At 55.1% G+C, this 19504-nt stretch carries 15 protein-coding genes; 2 read left to right on the top strand and 13 right to left on the bottom strand.

Annotated elements, in window-relative coordinates:
* Nucleotides 1–2: 2 nt before the first annotated feature.
* The 3 genes from E0E37_RS06910 to E0E37_RS06900 form a co-directional block, all read right to left on the bottom strand.
* Nucleotides 3–1559: an ABC transporter substrate-binding protein gene (locus tag E0E37_RS06910; RefSeq protein WP_130862312.1), complete on the bottom strand. Its 1557-nt coding sequence runs from the start codon at nucleotides 1557–1559 to the stop codon at nucleotides 3–5.
* A gap of 29 nt (nucleotides 1560–1588) precedes the next feature.
* Nucleotides 1589–3322: a M28 family metallopeptidase gene (locus E0E37_RS06905; RefSeq protein WP_130862311.1), complete on the bottom strand. Its 1734-nt coding sequence runs from the start codon at nucleotides 3320–3322 to the stop codon at nucleotides 1589–1591.
* A gap of 251 nt (nucleotides 3323–3573) precedes the next feature.
* Complete coding sequence (locus E0E37_RS06900) at nucleotides 3574–4272, bottom strand: FadR/GntR family transcriptional regulator (protein ID WP_130862310.1); 699 nt, start codon at nucleotides 4270–4272, stop codon at nucleotides 3574–3576.
* 194 nt (nucleotides 4273–4466) lie between these two features.
* Between E0E37_RS06900 and E0E37_RS06895 the strand changes: the two genes are divergently transcribed.
* Nucleotides 4467–5171, top strand: coding sequence for a response regulator transcription factor (locus E0E37_RS06895; protein WP_165445253.1), 705 nt, complete (start codon nucleotides 4467–4469; stop codon nucleotides 5169–5171).
* A 25-nt stretch (nucleotides 5172–5196) separates the two neighbouring features.
* Nucleotides 5197–6705, top strand: coding sequence for a histidine kinase (locus E0E37_RS06890; RefSeq protein WP_130862308.1), 1509 nt, complete (start codon nucleotides 5197–5199; stop codon nucleotides 6703–6705).
* A 103-nt stretch (nucleotides 6706–6808) separates the two neighbouring features.
* On the opposite strand, the gene E0E37_RS06885 is transcribed toward E0E37_RS06890, so the two are convergent.
* From E0E37_RS06885 to ord, 10 genes are all read right to left on the bottom strand, one after another.
* Nucleotides 6809–7993 (bottom strand): aminotransferase class I/II-fold pyridoxal phosphate-dependent enzyme, encoded by a 1185-nt coding sequence (locus tag E0E37_RS06885; RefSeq protein WP_130862307.1) that lies wholly within the window; start codon nucleotides 7991–7993, stop codon nucleotides 6809–6811.
* A complete protein-coding gene (tdh, locus tag E0E37_RS06880; protein WP_130862306.1) occupies nucleotides 7990–9063 on the bottom strand; it encodes an L-threonine 3-dehydrogenase in 1074 nt (357 codons plus the stop codon). Before tdh ends, E0E37_RS06885 begins: the two co-directional genes overlap by 4 nt.
* 4 nt (nucleotides 9064–9067) lie before the next feature.
* A complete protein-coding gene (locus E0E37_RS06875; RefSeq protein WP_130862305.1) occupies nucleotides 9068–10564 on the bottom strand; it encodes a Na+/H+ antiporter NhaC family protein in 1497 nt (498 codons plus the stop codon).
* A gap of 299 nt (nucleotides 10565–10863) precedes the next feature.
* The gene (orr, locus tag E0E37_RS06870) at nucleotides 10864–11967 is read right to left on the bottom strand and encodes an ornithine racemase Orr (RefSeq protein WP_130862304.1); all 1104 of its coding nucleotides are present in this window, start codon (nucleotides 11965–11967) and stop codon (nucleotides 10864–10866) included.
* Between the two features lie 56 nt (nucleotides 11968–12023).
* Nucleotides 12024–13631, bottom strand: a complete 1608-nt coding sequence (locus tag E0E37_RS06865; RefSeq protein WP_130862303.1) for a GlmL-related ornithine degradation protein — start codon at nucleotides 13629–13631, stop codon at nucleotides 12024–12026.
* 104 nt (nucleotides 13632–13735) lie between these two features.
* A complete protein-coding gene (gene oraE / locus E0E37_RS06860) occupies nucleotides 13736–15955 on the bottom strand; it encodes a D-ornithine 4,5-aminomutase subunit OraE (RefSeq protein ID WP_130862302.1) in 2220 nt (739 codons plus the stop codon).
* Between the two features lie 2 nt (nucleotides 15956–15957).
* Nucleotides 15958–16320 (bottom strand): ornithine aminomutase subunit alpha, encoded by a 363-nt coding sequence (locus E0E37_RS06855; RefSeq protein ID WP_130862301.1) that lies wholly within the window; start codon nucleotides 16318–16320, stop codon nucleotides 15958–15960.
* 110 nt (nucleotides 16321–16430) lie between these two features.
* Nucleotides 16431–17846: a 2-amino-4-oxopentanoate thiolase subunit OrtB gene (gene ortB, locus E0E37_RS06850; protein ID WP_130862300.1), complete on the bottom strand. Its 1416-nt coding sequence runs from the start codon at nucleotides 17844–17846 to the stop codon at nucleotides 16431–16433.
* The gene (ortA, locus tag E0E37_RS06845; protein ID WP_130862299.1) at nucleotides 17846–18148 is read right to left on the bottom strand and encodes a 2-amino-4-oxopentanoate thiolase subunit OrtA; all 303 of its coding nucleotides are present in this window, start codon (nucleotides 18146–18148) and stop codon (nucleotides 17846–17848) included. The genes ortB and ortA overlap by 1 nt, the downstream gene beginning before the upstream one ends.
* A 174-nt stretch (nucleotides 18149–18322) precedes the next feature.
* Nucleotides 18323–19369 (bottom strand): 2,4-diaminopentanoate dehydrogenase, encoded by a 1047-nt coding sequence (ord, locus tag E0E37_RS06840; protein WP_130862298.1) that lies wholly within the window; start codon nucleotides 19367–19369, stop codon nucleotides 18323–18325.
* Nucleotides 19370–19504: the final 135 nt, after the last annotated feature.

The following is a 19504-nucleotide window of genomic DNA, read 5'->3' as shown; positions in this document are numbered from 1 at the left end:
TGTTATTTGATCTTACATTCCGTAAATCTCGGAAATTCGATGGGCAGAAGGGTGATCCCGCTCAGATCCGAGCGGTAGACCGCGACCTGCTGGAAGACGAAAAGCGGCATCCAGGGCGCGTCGTCCATGACGATCTTCTGCATCTGTGCGTACTCGGCCAGTCTCTCCGTATCGTCGGTGCAGCTGTAAGACAGATCGTTGAGTTTTTCAAACTCATCGTTCTCATAGAACATGGTGTTCCAGCCCACCGGAGCCCAGTTTTTCTTGGTGAACAGACTGTTGAACAGATAGGAGGCTTCGCCGGTACCGGACTCCCAGCCGAAGAAGTACATTTCTACAGTATTGTTGTCGTCCCAGGCAGTCTTGACCAGATCAAGATAGGAGGCCCAGTCGTAAACGTCGACTTTCAGGTTGATCCCCACCTCAGCCAGCTGAGATGTAACGGCCATGACCGTGGCCTTATCCTTGAAGTATCGTCCGTCGCAGGTCACCACCGTCGCATCAAAGCCGTCAGGATAGCCGGCCTGCTTCAGCAGTTCCTTTGCCTTCGCCGGATCGTAAGTGTACATATCCCCCGCGTCGCTGAAACCGTATGTCGTTTCGGCAAGCACGGATCTGGCCACCGTTCCCATCCCTCCGAGAACGCCCTCGACGATCGCTTCGCGGTCCACGGCATAATTCATCGCCTGCCGCACCAGCTTGTTATCAAAGGGCGTCTTCGTCATGTTGAAGCCCAGATGCGCCACGCGGTTGCTGTCTGCATACTGAACGGTGAATTTTTCATTGCCCTCAAATCTTGCGATATCTTCTTTCGTCACGCCTGTGATATAATCCACCTCGCCGGTCTCCAGCATATTGACTCTGGTGGACGCCTCCGTGACGGTCAGGAACTTGATCTCGGTCAGATCAGACCCCTCGCCCCAGTAATCGTCAAACTTTTCCACGGTGGCGGACTCTCCCGTCACGACCTCCTTAAGTTTAAACGGACCGGTCCCCACCGGACTCGCCGCGATCTCGTCGTTGCTGCGCTCCAGAGATTTGGCGCTCATGATCCCGCCCCCGCCGTATGCCAGTACGTTCAGCAGATTGGCCTGCACGGTGTTTGTAACGATCTTGACGGTGTAGTCGTCCAGGATCTGCACCTCTTTGATATTGTTGTACAGATACGCTCTGGTGCTTCCCTCGTTGGTCAGATAACGCTCCAGCGTGGCCTTTACGTCGGCGGCCTTAAATTCCTCCCCGTCGTGGAATTTTACTCCCTGGCGCAGCTTGAAGGTCCACTCCAGCCCGTCGTCGGACACGGACCAGGATTCCGCCAGAGAGGGATGGACCTCGTTGAACTCATCCGCCTTGACCAGCCCCTCGAAGATCGTATCCTTAACGGTCTCGCCGGGCGTGGATGAATTGACCTGCGGGTCCAGCGAAAGAATTTCCGCTGTGACGGCCACTACAATTTTGGTTTTGGCCTCGCCTGAATCGCCGGTATCGCCGCTTCCGGAACAGCCGGCCATGGAAAGAGCCAGGACTGCGGCCATCAATAATGCCAAAGACTTCTTCATCTCGCTTCCTCCTTATACAATCATTTTCTCTATAAAACCAGCTCTGTGAGCCGGGCCAATTCGCAGATCTGATACAGCGCGTCGCTGATCCTGTTGCGGTTTTTGATCAGCTGCGTCAGGACCATGCCATACTCCATGGAATCCTCCGGCAGCCCGTTCAGACGCTCTGCGTCGGCAAACAGCGGAATGGGACTGGAGAGCTTCGTATATCCGTAACTGTCCTGTTCATACTTGCCTGCATACGTCTGAAACACATCTGTCAGCAGGTGGCACACGTTTTTCATAAAGCGGTTGTAATACCCCGCTTTGTCGGCAGAACAGCCGGCTCTGCGGCTCTGAATATCCAGAATGTGTTCCCGGGCTTCCCTGAGATTCGCCTGCAGCGCCAAGAGATCCAGTTTTTCTCCGCAGATCTCCTCGATTTTGTCCACCCTGGCTTCGATCGCCCTGAATTTTCCCGTAAAATCATAGGGCAGCCACTTCGCCGACGCCAGCTTGAAGAGCAGCGCCAACGTCACTCTCGTATCCGTTTCCAGGATCGCAAGGTCGCACTTGTCGATGCCGTCCTCCTTGGTGTGGTTCCACCAGCCGAGAGTCGCTCCGTGGGCTCTGTCCATGTCCTCCTGCGTGAAGGACATTCTCTGGGTCACGGAGGGAACGCCGATGCCCATGAAGCTCTGATCTCCGATCTTCTTCAGCGCCATGGCGCGGATCTCGCCTCCGATCAGCTCCGTCACATTTTCTTCTGAAAATCCCAGCAGCTCGTCGGAGGCCTTGATCTCAAAGATCTTTGTCTGGGATACTCCCGTGGAATCGATATGCATGTAGCAGACGCACTTCTTCGTCAGAAGATCCCAGTACTTGTCAACGAACCAGGTCGAACCCGCCGCCTCCGCGATCTCATGTCCGTTCCAGAAAACGAAGTATACATCCCGATCCAGTTTGTCTCTGTATTTCGAAAAGATCCGGCAGATCTCCAGCGCGGTGGAGTTCCCGGTGGCGTTGCACGTGACGCCCGGCTTCCACGCGTCCAGATGGGAACAGACCAGAAGAAACTCATCGGACGTCCCGTTTCCTCTGAGGATGCCTTTGGGCTGATGCACCTTGCTCCACGTCCGGGTAGCCACCGCCGTGATCCGGAGTCTGACCGGCGCTCCGGAGAGACACAGCTCCTTCAGTCTGAGACCCGAAAGTCTCGTGATGCCCACGCCGATGATATCCGGTATGTCCGGAAACGTCTCTTCCGTCGGGTTGCCCCACACGGCTTTCAGCCCTCTGTGACAGATCACCTCCTCGTCGTTTCCCCAGTTCATGCAGATCATTCCCGCCGCCCCCATCTCGCAGGCTATCCTTCCTTTCTCCGGGACAGGAGGGGCGTAGGAGACCTCCACCAGCACCATCTTTCCTCTGACGTCCAGCCCCTCGTACGCTTCATAGGATCCCGTTCCTACGTACACCAGATCGAATTCCTCTCCCCGGGGGTCCGTCGACTTGATGTGCGCGCACGGCAGGCTTTCGATCACCATGGGTTCAGGTGATAAAACTTCCACTTTTGAGTACTGCGGATCGCTGTTGTACGTATAGAACTCCTCGTTTTCAACCTCCAGACCATACTCTCTCATCCGCTGGCAGACATACTCGGAGGCCCGCCTCTCGTCCTCGCTTCCTGCCAGACGGTACGGCGTATTCTCCACCATCCACCGGACCGTCTTATCCATCTCACCGCGGCTCACTTCACTCAGCATCTTTTCCAGTACTTCCATGTTTCATCCTTTCCGGGCCATGAGTTTGTTCACTTGGTCACCCACTTATAGGAAAAAATAATGGCGCGCTCCGCTGCGCCCCAAGTCAGAATTATCTGACTTATCTTTCGTTTATTTTACGTCTGAACATCCGGAATGTCAATCTTTTTTTATAACACAGGAACTATCGCCGCTGATCTATCCGTTTGTTCCAAAAAGCTTCGCTGTGAGAACGGTCCCGCGGGGAGCGTACGGCTCCGAAGGGAACTCTTTTATCTCAGCATTTCGATCGTGTCCTGAATATGGTCGAACATCCGCTTCTTTGCCAGCTCCAGATCCCGCTGTTCCACAGCTTCGATGATTTTCCAGTGGGAGCGCAGCTCCTTCTCTGTTTCATGAGTCGTCATGATATCCCGAAACGTCGTGCTCATCATATCCAGAATAGCGGAAAAGACCAGATCCAGCGTCTGTTCCATGAATTGACTGCCTGTCTTTTTGGCATACAAACGATGGAGGTCAAATTCACCTGCCGTCGTATGGGTTTCCGAGAACTTCTTTTCCAGTCTTTTGTAGCCGTCTTTCAAGTCTTCGATATCGCTCTCATCCGCGTTGCGTATGATGAGCTCCACCGCCTTGACCTCCAGGACCTGCCGTACCTCGTAAGCCTCCATCAGAGAATAACGCTCCAGATTCTTGGACATGTTGTGATATTTAGCGCTGACGTTTTCGTCCCGGGGGAGCGCTCTCAGATACCGGCCGCTTCCCTGGCGCGATACGATGATCCCGCGGCTCTCCAATACGTGAAACGCCTCCCGCAGAACGTTTCGGCTGATGCCAAGATTCTCGGTCAGCTCCCGCTCCGACGGCAGCTTGTCCCCTGGCTGCAGACTGCTCTGATCGATTATCTTGTAGAGTTCGCCCACTACCTCCTCATACAGCAGCGGTCTGCTGATGCGGTTTTTCACCCTCATATTTCCACCCTCCTTCCCCCTTAGATTAAGTGATTCTAACTTTTTTGTCAACAAATACTGTTGCGGAGATATTTCAAGCCGTTCAAAGCCCCCTTTTTGTCCCTGTGTTTACATTCCGCTTAAATTATCTTATAATTTTAGAAAAGCATACGGGGCTGGTTGGAAGTGTTTTTCCGCTTGAAAGGGTGACATTATTGAAAAAAACGATTATTGCGGACGACGAAAAACTTGCCAGAGAATTGATCAAAAACCTACTGCGCTTAAACGGCGCGCCTGTTGAGATCGTGGGAGAGGCGGCTACGGGAGACGCGGCACTGGTCCTGATCCTGGAAAAAAAGCCCGACATCGTGTTCATCGATATCAAGATGCCAGGCATGAGCGGGCTCGAAGTGATAGAGCGGACGAGAGAGCGGTACCATGAGGATATCAGCTTCATTGTGATCACCGCCTACGGATATTTTGAATATGCGCAGAACGCCCTGCGCCTGGGCGCCAAGGACATCCTTCTGAAACCTGTCGACCCCACTCAGTTCGTGGAGGCCACCGAGAAGCTTCTGGGACAGAATTACACGCGAAATATTCTTTTCAACAAGATCCTCCGGTACATCGGCGAACATTACATGGAAAATATCAGCCTGAATCAGTGCGCAGAATCCTTCTTCACCAGCTCCAGCAATGTGGCGCACCTGTTCCGCCAGCACTGCCGCACCACATTTACACAGTACGTCAACCAGACGCGGATCCGCAAGGCGGAGGAGCTCCTCCTGCTGACGGACCTGTCCGCCGACCAGATCGCGGAAAAGGTCGGATACAACAACCCCAATTACTTCTATAAAAAATTCAAAGAGGCCACGGGAAAAACGCCCGCTCAATACCGAAACCGCGATAACTGGTATTGACGCCGCCGGAAGAAAAGAGGCCGCCATGGAGCATCCGAAAAAACAATATCTGGAGTGGGGCGAGACGGAGTGGATCTACGAGCCCAGGACCGAAAATATAATCAGCGTGGGCATCGGCAGACTGTTTCCCGGCAAAGTGATGGAGGAGCATCTCCACATCGGCGATGATCAGCTTCTTTACATCCTTTCCGGCCGCGGCAAACAGTATGTCAACGATACGGTGACTTACCTCATCCCCCAGAACACCTATGTGCTGAAGGCCGGCATCACCCATAAGATCGTAAACTGCAGCCCGGAGGTCTTTGAGTATATCATCGTCTCTATTCCGGAAGAGGTCCGCTCGGACTCCATCTCTGATTTTGTGGACGCCGCGGAGGATATCAGCATCGACAAACTGCTGCGGCCCGGCGAGGAGATGGATCTCATCTTTGAACGGTTGGGAAGCTCCTATCAGATGCCCGTCACCGTTTTCGATCTGGAGGAGAACGTCGTAGTCCGGGGCAGAAATTTTCCCAAGTTCTGCGTGGAGAAATGCGCGTTTCAGACGGATCCCTACGCCTGTGAGGTCTATGCAAAGCAGTGCCGCTGCGATCGAAAGTACGATCATGGTTTCTGTCTTTCCGTGTGCCGTTACGGATACACGGTCTTTTCCGTGCCTGTGCGCTTTGAAGACCGCGAGATCGGCAAGATCCAGGGCGGTCCCGTCGGAAGCGGCGGCGACCTTCCCGACAGCCGCGTCAACGCCATCTTTTACAATCTGGAAAAGCTGTCCAAAAACATTGTAGATTATCTGATCCTGCAGAAAAACAATCTGGAGCTTCAGAAGAACAAAGCGCTGACCAGCAGTCTGTCCCGCAGCAATACCGCTCTGGAGCGGACCCTGAAATTCAGTCAGGATTTTTATCTCAGCAGCCGCATCAACACGCATTTCCTCTTCAACACGCTGAACTCGATCGGCTCTCTGGCGCTGCGCGAAAACGCCGGGCAGACCTATGGCGCGATCCTGAACCTTGCCAATCTTCTGCGCCACAATCTGAAGGTCAACACGAAATTTGTCAAGCTCAGCGAGGAGATCTCATCGGTCAAAAACTATCTCGATCTGGAAATGCTGAAACTGGAAGAGATCCCATGTTTTCATATCGACATTCAGCCGGAAGCCCGGGAGAGCTTCGTCCCCTTCAACTGTCTGCAGCCCATCGTTGAGAACGTTTTCATCCACGGCTATTCCAACAGACCGGACCTGCCGGTCATGCTCTCTCTCTGTGCGCGGAAATGCGGAAATTATGTGAAAATCACCGTGCGCGACAGAGGACGCGGCGTTTCTCCGGAGAAGCTGAACGAGCTCCGCAGTCTGATGGACCACTACAAAACAGACCACCATCTGCTGGATATCAATTATTCCAGCGGTCTGATGATGATCTGTTCCAAGCTGAGTCTGTATTATGGAAAAGATTTTCAGTTTGACATCGACAGCGCACCGGGCTCCGGGACCACAGTCAGCATGAGCCTGCCCGTCAGATCTTCGGCTGAATAGTGATCTTGCCGGGGCCATACGTCCGATCATACTTAGGGGGACCGGATGGATCCGGCCCCCCCTTTTCGTTACGCGTGTGATCCCTCAGCCAGCGACTCTATCTCTACACACCCAGCTCCTGTCCGATGGTCCTGAAGGCGTCCAGGCATTGATCCAGCTGGTCCTCGGTGTGGCCGGCGGTTACGATGCAGCGGACCCGGGCCTGCCCCCGCGGCACTACGGGGAAGGTAATGGAGGATGCCAGCACGCCTTTTTTCTGAAGCTCCTGGCTGAAACGGACCGCCTTTTCCTCCGCTCCCAGGATAACGGGCACGATAGGGGTCTTGCTGCGTCCTGTGGAAAATCCCAGCTCACGGAGCTTTTCCTTGAAGTAGATCGTATTCTCCCACAGCCGGTCTACCAGCTGGGTGGACTCCATCAGCAGCCGAATGGCCGCCGCGGCTGCGCCCAGCGCCGCCGGGGGCAGGCTGGTACTGAACAGGATGGGCCGGGCGTTTCGCACGACCCAGTCCCGCATCTCGCTGCTGCCGGAAAGATAGGCTCCAACGGCGGGAATGGCCTTCGACAGTGTTCCCAGCGTAAAATCCACCTGTCCGGTCAGGCCGAAATGATCCACCGTTCCCCGGCCGCCGCGGCCAAGAATTCCTGTGCCGTGGGCGTCATCGGCGTAGACCATAGCCTCATACTTCCGGGCCAGCCCCACCATATCGGGCAACGGCGCGATATCCCCATCCATGCTGAAAACGGTATCTGTCACGATCATGGCCCTGCGGCAGCTTCCACGGCGCTCCTTCAGCGCCTCCTCCAGGCTGCTCATGTCCAGATGGCGGTAGATCTTTTTTTCCGCTCTGCTCTGTCTCATCCCGTCGATAATGCTGGCATGGTTCAGCTCGTCGGAAAAGATGAGATCTCCTTCACCCATTATTGCGGGGATGGCTCCCAGATTGCAGTTATATCCGGACTGGGACACTACAGCGGCTTCCTCGTTTTTAAACTCTGCGATCAACTGTTCCAGCTCTTCGTACAGCCTTGTATTTCCAATGATATTTCGAGCCGATCCGGCCCCCACTCCATATTTTTCTAAAGCTTCGGCCGCAGCTTTTTTCAGCGCCGGATGGTCGATCAGTCCCAGATAATTATTGGAGCACAGGTTGATCATGTTCCTGCCTCCGATACTGACCACCGCGCTGTTGGCGCCCTCCAGACGGATCAGTTCCCTGTACGTGCCCTTCCCTTTCTCCGCCGCTAGTTTCTCTGCAAATAAGGACTTCGCCTGCGCCTGGGTCATAGCTGCTCCTCCCTCATCATCGTTACATCCGGGTACAGCACGATCTTTCCGCTGTTTCCCTCCTTCATCAGCTCAAAAGCCTGCTGAAAATCCTCCATTGCGAACCGGTGAGTCACCGCCGGCGCCAGGTCGAGGCCGCCAGACTGAAGGAGTCCCTTTGCCGCATACCACGTTTCAAACAGCCTTCTGCCTGTGATCCCTTTTATAGTGATCCCCTTGCCGATCACGTCGTTGTCCAGATCGAGGGTTACTTCCTTTGAAGAAAGTCCCAGAAGAGAGATCCTTCCGCCGGGTCGGATATATTTAAACGCCTGCTGTGTCGCGGATACATTTCCGCTCATCTCGGCCACTACCTCCACGCCTTTGCCATCCGTCTCTTCCATGATCCGGCTGATCGTGTCTTCCTTTGAAGGGTCGATCACCACGTGAGCTCCCAGCCTGCGGGCCAGCGAACCGCGGTAGGCGTTCGGCTCTACGGCGATGAGTCTGGCAGGGCTCATCGCCCTGGCCACCGCCACGCCGAGAATGCCGATAGGGCCGCAGCCCACCACCGCCACGGTCTTTCCCGTCACCTCGCCCGCCATCAGCGTGTGCACGGCGTTTCCCAGAGGCTCCTGTATGGCCAGCAGAGCCGGATCCACATTCCTGTCATTCAGCCAGGCGCTGGCCTCGGGAATGACTGCGTATTCCGCAAAGGCTCCGTTTACGTTGATCCCGAGGATCACAGTGTTCTCACATATGTGCCCGTTTCCCGTCTTGCACTGATCGCATCTGCCGCAGACAAAATGTGTTTCAGAGGAAACGTGATCTCCTACCTGAAAAGCCCTGACCTCTTCCCCGACCTCCACGATCTCTCCGGCAAACTCGTGGCCCATGATTACAGGCGGTTTTACCCGCTGCTGGGACCAGACGTCCCAGCTGTAGACATGGTAGTCTGAGCCGCAGATCGAAGCGGCGGTGATTTTGACCAGTATCTCATTTTTCCCCGGCTTTGGTATATCCACTTCCTCGATCCGCACGCAGCCGGGCGCGGCGTCGTACTTTACCAGTGCCTTCATCTTGCCATCCATTTGCTTACCTTCCTTTCCCGCTTATCAATTGATTGGTCCTGCAAGGTTTCCCGTCCGGTCCTTTATACTGCAGCCCCCAGCTGGTCAGCGCAGCCACCAGCATGACGATCACCAGCATCCAGCCGTGGAAAGCGGTAAACCACACTTCTCCGGTGGTCATTTTGGGAATAAAATCGTAGGTGGAGGTCAGTCCGTTGATCGTCGAGACGCCCAGCAAAATGCCGCCGCTCCAGGGGAGGACGAAGCCGCCGGCAGCCGTGATGGCGTCCAACATGTTCGCTCTCCTGTAGGGATGAATATTGAAGGTCTTTCCGATGCTGTTGACAAAGGGCGCCGCCGTGATCTCCGCCGCCGCGTTGACGCTCATCATGGAGTTGAGCAGGGCCACGAGACCCCAGATCGCCAGCTCCGCCTTCTTCACAGAGCTTCCCACCCTGCTGAGGATAGCGTTTTCCAGCATAGCCATCAGATTTCCAACGGTTATGAGATATCCTCCCGCCATGATCAGCATGATCAGCACCGCCATGTTCAGATACCCTCCGATGCCGTTTACCACAGCGCCTTCCAGCACGCCTTCTTCCACATTGAAATACAGAATATCCTTCACCGTGCCCAGCCCTGCGATGAGGATCACTGCAATAGCCGTAATGATCCCCCACGAGATCGAGTAGATCAGGTTCTTGCCCCGGAAAGCCAAGACCAGAACCAGGACAAAGGGGATCAGCAATATCAGCCCCTTCGGATTGACATAGGCATCGATCAGCGCCATGGATTCCGCCGAGTTGGTCACATCGACCCCGGTTCCTCCAAACACCATAAACAGCACGCAGGCCGGGATCGCAGCGATGATGCAATACTTGAACCTGGACCGCACCACGCCCATGATATCCGTCTCCTGGGTGGCGGCGGAGATGATCGTCGTATCCGATACCGGCGCCAGATTGTCTCCAAAAGCCGAGCCGCTGAGGATGGCTCCCAGCAATACCACCGGATGGGCTCCCATAAGGACGCCGGCGGGATACATGAGCATGCTGAACGCCACCAGCGTCCCGTAGCCCGTCCCCACTGCCGTGCCGAACACCGCGGATAGAATAAAGGTGATGGTGGTGAACAGCGCGCCGCTTACTCCCGTGGAAACGCCCAGCCAGACAAGCCCCTGGACCAGTCCTCCCACTTGAAGAATAGAAGCGAAGGTGCCCGCCCAGAACCAAGCCACGATCGCGATGGCCGCAATGGACTGGGTCATCCCCTTCGTCAGCGCTTCCAGATATTCGTCCGCAGAATTTTTACAGAGAAAGAGTCCGATGGCGAGCCCGATCACCGCGCCGACGATCAGGCTCTGTTCCGTAGAAATGTTGATAAAACTGCACCCGATCGCCCACACGATAAAAAACAGGATCGGGACGGCGGACCCGACGGGGCCGATGTAAAATTCCAGCCGCTTACCCTTGTTTTCCTCCTCCGGCGCCGCAATGCCCTGGCCAGTGTCTTTCTTTTCCATAATGTACCTCCCTCTTTCATCTCCTAAGTGACGGCTTCTATCTCGATTATATCGGGTTCATTTTTTCTCCAATATGAACTAAACTGCCCATTTACTAAACTAAATTGAATTTTTATCGGAATAGTCTGAATATTTACCGTCCGTTTTGCCGACGCGGCGAAAGAAAGCCGGGGGTAACCAAAAAACAGAAAAGCCGCCTGGATTTCAGGCAGCTTCTCTGCGTTGTGTTCGTTATAAGTATGGAATCGGACAGGCTGCATCATGCCGGAGGCGCTTCTTTCTGCGCCGCCTCGCATCGTCTATTTACGGTAAGCCCGGTCCACATAAGCGCTGGTAAAGGCCTTCAGCATACCGCCGTAGCCCAGCTCAAAGGAGATGGTGTCTCCCACCTTGTACTGGTCTCCGGCTTCGGTGACGTCCACGATGGTGTGGTCGGAGCTTCCGCCCAGGATCACCAGTCGTTCGTCCACCGGCGTCATGCTGTCCAGGGTGATATCCTGCTGTCCCACAGCCACGATGGCCCGCTTACGGACGCCTCTGTCCTCGTAGACCGGCTTCTGTCCGAAGGCGTCCACGCCGGTCTCGCCGATGGGCAGGGACTGTTTGCTCTTCAGCTCGATGATCTCCGCCTCCAGAATAAGGGCGTCGGAACAGGTCCCGGGGATCTTTGTCCCGTAAGCCGTGTCGTTGCCCAGAATGAAGCACTCGCCCAGACGCAGATTGTTGATTCCCTCCGGCAGCTCTCTGCTCTTCAGCACGTCGTTGCCGCCCAGCAGATAGATGGAGCTGGAGTTTCCTCCCGACACCATGGCCAGCTTCACGCCGAATTTTGCCTCGATCTTTTTGGCAATGTCCACAAGAATAGACAGATTGTCGTTCTTGGGGATCACCGCGCCGTAGCAGGTCAGGTTTACGCCGATGCCGTACAGGTTGATATTAGCCAGCTTCAGGATCTCGGACACCGTCTCCATGATGGTGTCCTCTTCCTGAAAGAAGATCCCCTCCCTCAGATCGCCCAGGTCGATCATCAGCAGGATATTGTGCTTTTTTCCGGCCTTTCCGGCGGCTTCGTCCAGCAGACGGATGGTCGCAAGCTCAGAGTTGAAGCTCAGGTCTACGTATTTTACCACCTCGTCCACTTCTGTTCCCATGGGCAGGCGCAGAAGGACGGTCTCCTTGCCGTTCTGGTGAGCCAGGTCGGCGTAGGCAGCTATATTCTTGATTCTGGAGTCGGCCAGAAAGTCCACGCCGGGATGTTTGGCGATCTCCGCCACGATCTTCTCGTCGGCGCAGAAGCCCTTGGTGACGATCATCATGGAGCAGTTCCCGCCGTGGGTGATCCTGCTCACCGCGTCCAGGTTCTGATTTACCTTGCTCAGGTCTACATTTACTCTTGGATACATCGTGTTTCCTCTCTTAACTATGATGCGGCTGGAGCCGGCTTCTTGCCGCCGGCGCGCTAGCAGCGTTCTCTCTCAAACGCGCACTTGACCGGTCTGTCGTCCGCCTCTTCCAGCTGCTTCTCTTCCTCTGTCAGCTTTTTGCGGTACTGGCCGTCCACGCACTCCCAGCCCTCTTCTTCCAGATGCTTTCTGTGCTCTTCTTCGATCCGTTCCTTTTCCAGACGTTCCGCTTCCAGACGCTCCAGCTCCGCCAGATAAGCGGGCTTTCCTCTGTTGGCCCTCTCCTCCTCGCTGGGAAACTTGAAATTCAGGCTCTGTTCCAGCAGGCGGATGGCGCCTTCCCTATATTTGCGGGAAAGCACGCCCAAGGATGCCATAATATAATCATTGTCCACCAGGATCTGCGCGCTTTCACTGGGGAAGAGCAGCAGACCGGTCTCGTTGTGCTTTGCGATCTCCTCCATGATCTCCACCCGATGAGGAAGCCTCGTGAGCGCTCCGCCCGTGCCGATGATGTATTTTACCTGTGTCAGGTCCTTGCCCTCAGCCACAGTGCTGCGGCCCGAGGGACCATAGATATAGCGGATCTGACCCGCGTGGCGTTCCACCGAACGGATGACGGCTTCCTTTGTGAGACGTTCCACATAGGCCCGCTCCTGATCGTTCTTGGGGATCGCCTTGTACTCAGCCATCACCTTATCCAGATCCACGCCGGGCAGATCTTCCTCCAGTTCTTCTCTGCCGATGATCTCGACTATATTTTTCTGGTTGACGTAGACGCCCAGATCCCCTTCAACGGTACGCTTTGCCTTCGGTTCGGGGCTGGTCATGATCCGTGCCACCAGATCGGATTCCTCGCATACGGAATGCACGTCTGTGGTCGCGCCGCCTACGTCGATGGTCACCACGTCTCCGATGCAGTCGTTGAGGAGTTTCGTACACTCCATCACCGCGCCGGGCGTGGGAATAATAGGCCCGTTTACCATGTCGCGGACGTGTTCCATCCCCGGCGCGTGGATAATATGGTCTTCAAAAGCGCCCTGGATCACTTCACGGGCCGGCTCTACGTTCAGATCGTCGATCTTGGGATAGACGTTCTCCACCAGATAGAGCCTGCTACCGCTCTCCTCGTCGAAGATCAGCTTCATCTCATCCTGATTTTCCACATTTCCCGCATAGATGACAGGTACGCCCAGATTCAGGGAGCGGATCATCTCCGCATTGTAAATGGCCGTGTCCCTCTCGCCGAAATCCACGCCTCCCGCGATGAGGATCAGATTGGGCCTGATATCTTTGATCTTCTGCAGATCGGTGCGGCGAAGTCTGCCGGCAGTGATGTAGTGGATGATGCCGCCGGCCCCCAGCGCTGCTTCCTTCGCGGCTTTCGCAGTCATATCATAGACCAGTCCGTGCACCGTCATCTTCAGACCGCCGGCCGCCGATGAGGTGGCCAGCATCTCGTTGTACTCCAAAGACTCGATGCCCATCTTTTGGCACAGGTCGTCGATGGCGCCCTGCAGACCGATGCGCACATCTCCGTCCATGACAGAAGTGGGAGCCTGCCCCTGCGCCCAGAACACCGGATGATCCGTGTTGATGTCCTGGAACGCATTCACTACAGTCGTAGTGGAACCGATCTCGGCAACTAATACGTCAACTTTCATATAGTTATTCCTTTCCTCTGCCAAACCCCTTTTCCGATCAAAAAGAGGGCCGGGCATACGCCCTAGCCCTCTTTATTTTTCAATCTGCGGTCAGCAGCTTCTTTTTACTCGCGCTCGCCTCTTCTGCGCTGTCTCTCCTCAGCCAGGAAGGTGGCAACGTCGATACCGTGAGAGTTTCTTCCGAAGCCCATGTCGATACCGGTCTTCACCGCTTCCTCGGGAATGACCTGCGTTCCGCCGGCACAGATGATTACCTTGTCGCGGATACCCTTCTCTACGCAGAGATCATTGATACGCTTCATATTCTTATAATGGATGTTGTCGTGAGAAATGATGGTGGAAGCCAGGATCGCCTCGGCGTCCTCCTCGATGGCCGCGTCCACCAGCTTTTCAACGGGAACGGAGGTGCCGAGATAGACGCATTCAATGCCCCACTTCTCGATGCCGCCGTGCTTGATGTTCATGATCTCACGCAGACCAACGGAGTGCTCATCCTCGCCCACGGTAGCGCACACGACCTTCATGTGCTTCACCTGCTCGAACTCGTGATACAGCTCGTCGTTGCTCAGATAATGCGGTTCGGGCGGAATCTCCAGCTTGTCGATATCGATGTCGAAGGCCACCTTGCCCTTCAGCTCGATTCTAGTGCCCTCGGCCTCCTGCATGATCTCGCGGCTGATGACCTCGGGATCCACCAGGCCCAGGCGCTTGCCGATCTCAACAGCGGCAGCCTCCGCAGCTCTCTTGTAGGTGGGCAGGCACATGGTGAGCATGATGGTACCGTCTCCGCACCATTCCATCTCAGGCTTGATGGTGTGTCCGTCTCTGTACTTGGCAACCTCGGCAAGTCTGTTGGCCACGTTGTCGAAGTCGTCCAGCTCGTCGATGAAGACGATCTTGCTTCTGTCCTCGAAGGTACAGCCGCCGATCAGAGCCGACGGGTTCTCCGGATCTCCGCCGTACTGCTCAACATTGTTGTAGCCGTAGTGCGCGGTAACAGGAGCCATGTAATCCTCATCTCTGGGGAAGATCATGCCGTAGCCGATGCCGCCCTCGATCTTACGGGCGATACCGTCGCCGTTTCTCTCGGGATATTCAGCGGAGTCAACGAAGAATCCTTCCTGAACAGCCTGGAAGTAACCGCCTACTTCAACGATCTCTTCCATAAACAGGCAAGCCTTCTCCTTCAGCTCTCTGACTTTGTCTCTCAGCGGGCCGTCCTTCTTCAGCTCGACCATCTCCATGAGGCCGTCCAGACCGATCAGCGTCTGCTTCGCGGTGTCGCAGGCTTCCATGTTGTAGATGTGCCAGGGAACGTTTCTTCCCTCGTCCGGCGTGATGGTGGACTGGATATCCGCGCTGGTGAGCTTGGAAATAAACATGTTCATTACGTGGGTCACCGTCGCTTCACGGGCGGAGGAGTCGATGTACTTGGTGTTCATCTGAGCTCTCATCTTGTAGCGATTCAGCATCTCACGCAGCGCCACGGCATAGGGCAGGTCCATGTACATACAGGGAGCCGGCGTAGCGGTAGGCGGTACGGTGGAAAGGCTGATATTCTCCGGCTTGATTCCCACTCTCTCGGAGAATCTGGAGTTGATCGCGTGCTGTACGATCAGCTCAGGCATGACCTTCCACGCTTCTCTGGCGGTAGCGTTGGCATTGTGCGCGCCGTCGATCTGCAGAATTTCAGCCCACTGCAGAATCTTCTTGGATTCGCAGGCGTCTACAAAAGAACGTACGCAGTTGATATCTCTGTAAAGTACGTTGTACTGGGGATCCTGATGCGCTCCGTTGATGCCTTCCTCGGCAAACATAACGGCTACGTCAGGGCCGGCAACGCCGGAAACATAGGAATGATAGTTGATCGGACGGCCAACCTCATCCTCGATCATGTCCAGAGCCTTTCTCTGAGCGCGAACCTGTTTTCTGGTTACCGGAACGCCGCCGATACCCTGCGGAGTACCTTCCATCAGGCCGTCGATGTGGGACTGTCCCATGTGACGGATTACCATGATGTGGTCTGCGCCGTGCCATGCGGCCATTCTCATTCTGCGGATATCGTCCTCGAACCGGCCGGAAGCGATCTCAGTGGTGATGGTCGGCGTCGGCTGCGGGTCGATATTCTCGAAGTATTTTGCCGGCGGAAGGGGCACGCCGTTCTTCATGGGCTCGGACGCGTCTTTGTACTCAAAGGGACCCATCTTCAGTCCGGGCGCCGGCTTTCTCCAGGTCCAGCCTCTGCGTCTGGGAGCATATTTGTCAAGGTCTTTCAGCAGCTCTACTATATCCAGCTTTTCATTGGGCTTCAATACATCTGTCATTTTTATTTACCTCCCTTGAACGCGTCTACGACCACATCCCAGCCCTCGCCGTTAGCCAGCATGGTGCCGGCTTCGGGAATGCTGATGTTGTTGGCCTTCGATAATTTGTACACGCAGTGGCCGCAGCCTTTTCCCATGAGACCGTGGTCCATGCAGTTATTTACGATTTTCTGCGTTTCCAGAGAGGAAATTCCCATTCTCAGCAGAACGGCACGTTCAACAGAAGGGGTAGTATTTTTCTTTCCCAGGTCGAGAAGGGGATCTACAACTTTATCGGTGAGCTCCCAAAATCTTGCATACAGCTCTTCGTCGGAAAGATTCGCGATATGCTTTCTTCTTTCCTGAAAATCATCTGCTCTTTTCATCTTTTTCTCCTTCATCCATCTAATTGCTTCACACTAACGGACAATTTTCCGGCCGGAATCTCCGATCGGAAAATTGTCTTGATTTTATGACGGTATCTCTGCTCTCAGATCTACAGCGTCTCTAATACCTTCTGTACGAAAGCGATGTCGCTCTTGGTCTCTTCCGCCAGGAACTGAAGGTCGGCGTCGGTCAGCTTGCTCTTGTCCGGGCAGTGCGCCTTTACGGACTTCTTGATCAGAGAAGCTCTGAAGTGCTCCAGATCAGCGTTCTTGCACTTGATGTATCCCGGATCCTTGGGCAGGATGATGTTTACGCCCGGCTTATCTTCTGCGGCGGGATCGCCGAAGTGGATGTCGATGCCGTTCTTTCTCGCAAAGGCCAGCTGCGGCTGAACGTGCTTTCCTGCGCCGGTGTACTCGGTCTCACTGATAACGATGACCGCGTCCTCGGGCAGCTCCTGAGCCAGAGAGAAAGCAGCCGCCAGAGCGGTATTTCCTGCAGGTCCTCTCTCCAGACCTTCCAGATTCGCCAGAGCTTCCGTCATGTACATGACTTCGCCCTGTGTAACGGTCACATAACGGTCCATGTAGCGCAGCGGTCTGGCAGCGCTTCTGGGAACGTCGGAGTGATCCGGATCCGTCGCGTAAGGCACGCCGAACCCAGTGTGTCCGGTGGTGCAGGCCTTCAGGTTGAACTGCTTGTCGGAAGCCATGTGCAGACCGGTCAGATCGATGGAGGCGGCTACCATCTTGGTGCCTGTCGCTCCGGCCTTCAGCAGGCCGCGGGCAGTACCAGTCATCATTCCGCCGCCGGCGTTGGTGCAGACTACCATCTCCGGATCTTTGCCCAGCAGCTCTCTGCACTGCATCGCGATCTCATATCCCAGAGTCTCGATTCCGGCGATGCCGAAAGGCGAATACAGGGAAGCGTTGAAGTATCCCGTGTCTTCCAGTACGGACAGGAAGGTGTAGAACAGCTCGGGTCCTACGGTCAGCTGAAGGACCTCTGCACCGTAAGCTTCACAGGCTCTGGCCTTCTCGATGATCTCCGGCTGGCCCACGCCGTGGGAGTCGAAGCACTCCTGAACGATGATGCACTGCAGGCCCTGCATAGCAGCCTGAGACGCCACCGCAGCGCCGTAGTTTCCGGAAGTGGACGCCATAACGCCCTTGTAGCCCAGCTTCTTGGCGTGAGCTACAGCGCAGGCCGCTCTTCTGGCTTTGAAACTTCCGGAAGCGTTGGCCATCTCGTCCTTCGCAAAAATTCTTGCGCCGTATCCCGGCTTCGCATATTTTCTGGACAGAGCGGAGAGGTTTCTCAGCTCTAACAGCGGCGTATTGCCCACGCCTGTTCTGCTCTGGATCCTGTTGATCTCTTCCAGGGTATAGCCCGTTGCTCTCATGAGCGCTTCGTAATCGAAGGCGACGGAACCGGATTCAAACTGTTTGTAGTCAAATCCCAGCGCTTCCTTCATAATATCGTTGGATCTTCCCATTACGGAATCATAATCTTTTGCCAGCGCCATTATTTGTCACCTCCAAAGTTCATAATCTCTCTCAGCTGCTTGTCGATCTGCACCAGCTCGGGAACAAACTCGCCGTAGCTGTGCTTCCAATACGGATTGACCTCGACCAGCTCGCCTTTTTCAAGGCGGCCGCAAGCAGTCTGGACGGTGACCTGGGCGCCGATCTCAGCGTCTTCCTGAAGGAATCCCTTCGTCCACATTTCCAGATCGCATTTTTTTGTATCCTCCGGGATCTTGCCGGTTCTCTCATCTGCGTGAAGTACTATTGAGTGAATGCGCACCCAATCGCCTTTTTTAGCCATTTCTTCTACTCCTCTATCATTTATCATTAACACTCACATGACACGATATACCAACTTGTTTGAGAGGACGATTTATTAAAATCGCCCTCTCGTCTGAAAAACTTATTTATGCCTCTGCGCAATTTGGGATAGGTCTCTCGCCGTAGCCTGCTGCGCAAATTGGGATAGGTCTCCCTATTTTACGATCTTCTTGTCGGGGCAGATGCGGTCTCTCATGTCGCCCATGATCGCCCGGGGTACGGGGAGGGTCAGCATGGTGTGCAGTCCCGGCTCAGCGTTGATGACCTGCGGGATCATGTTTACGCACATTGCGATGGTTCCGATTCCGCCTTCGATCTCAGGGCTGTTGACCATGTTCACGTTGGGGGTTCCCTTGATGATTACATAGTCGCCGGTCTGTACGCCTACCTGCTCCGGCTCGATCTGCTGCGGGTGATCCATCTCGATCATCAGCTCGCCTTTTCTGTATCCAAAGGCCTTCATCGCTACGCCGGCAACGTTTCCAGCTTTTGCGAAGCCATAGGGGGATTTTCTGTCAACATCGGTAACGATGGGATCCATGCTCTGCTTGAACTCGTCGATCTCCCAGCCGATTCCGTCCGCGATCATGCCCATGGACTCTGCAAATCCAACGTGGCCAGCCAGGTGGCCGTTCTTGAACTCATCAACGGTCACGCCGATTCCCTGCTCTTCCATAACAGCCGGTCCGAACGGGGACAGGGAGTTAACACGGCGGGAAACGATGTGCTCTACGTCTTCCATGCAGCCGGTCCAGATCAGTACCAGCAGGTCCATGATGAGACCCGGGTTGATGCCGGTGCCCAGGCAGGATACGCCGTTGGCCTTCGCGATCTCGTCCAGCTTCGCAGCCAGATCCGGGTTCTGAGCCTGCGGATAAGCCATCTCCTCAGCGGAGGTGATAACGTTCAGCTTCTGCTCCATGATGAACTTTAATTTATCGTAAGCGTTCTTTGTGAAGGAATCTGTGCAGAGCAGAACGATGTCCGCAGCGCCCGGCTTGATCACGTCTTCGGCTGCGCCGATCAGGACTTCCGGTCTGTCGCCTTTTTCGGTCTTTATGTAATCGTACATGCTTTTGCCGATCTTGGCTCCGCGGCCTACTGCGCCGACGATGTCAACGCCCTTTTTCTTCAGAAGCATATCAGCCATGCCGCCGCCCATTGCGCCAAGTCCCCAAATGATTACTTTTACATTTTCCATCTTTTTCTCCTCCATTTTCTTGTCCCGCTGCCTGTCCTTTTCACCGTCCAGCCGGCGGGCGCTTTAAATAACTTATAAAGTGTAGACTGTTTTATGTGCGGATCCAGATCCGCCTGTTGTGTAACTGCGCCCTGC

Origin of the sequence: Bacilliculturomica massiliensis (assembly GCF_900605495.1) — a bacterium.
GTDB lineage: Bacteria > Bacillota > Clostridia > Peptostreptococcales > Anaerovoracaceae > Bacilliculturomica > Bacilliculturomica massiliensis.
The sequence above is the reverse complement of the archived record's forward strand: the minus strand, read 5'-3'. Positions and strand labels throughout refer to the sequence as shown.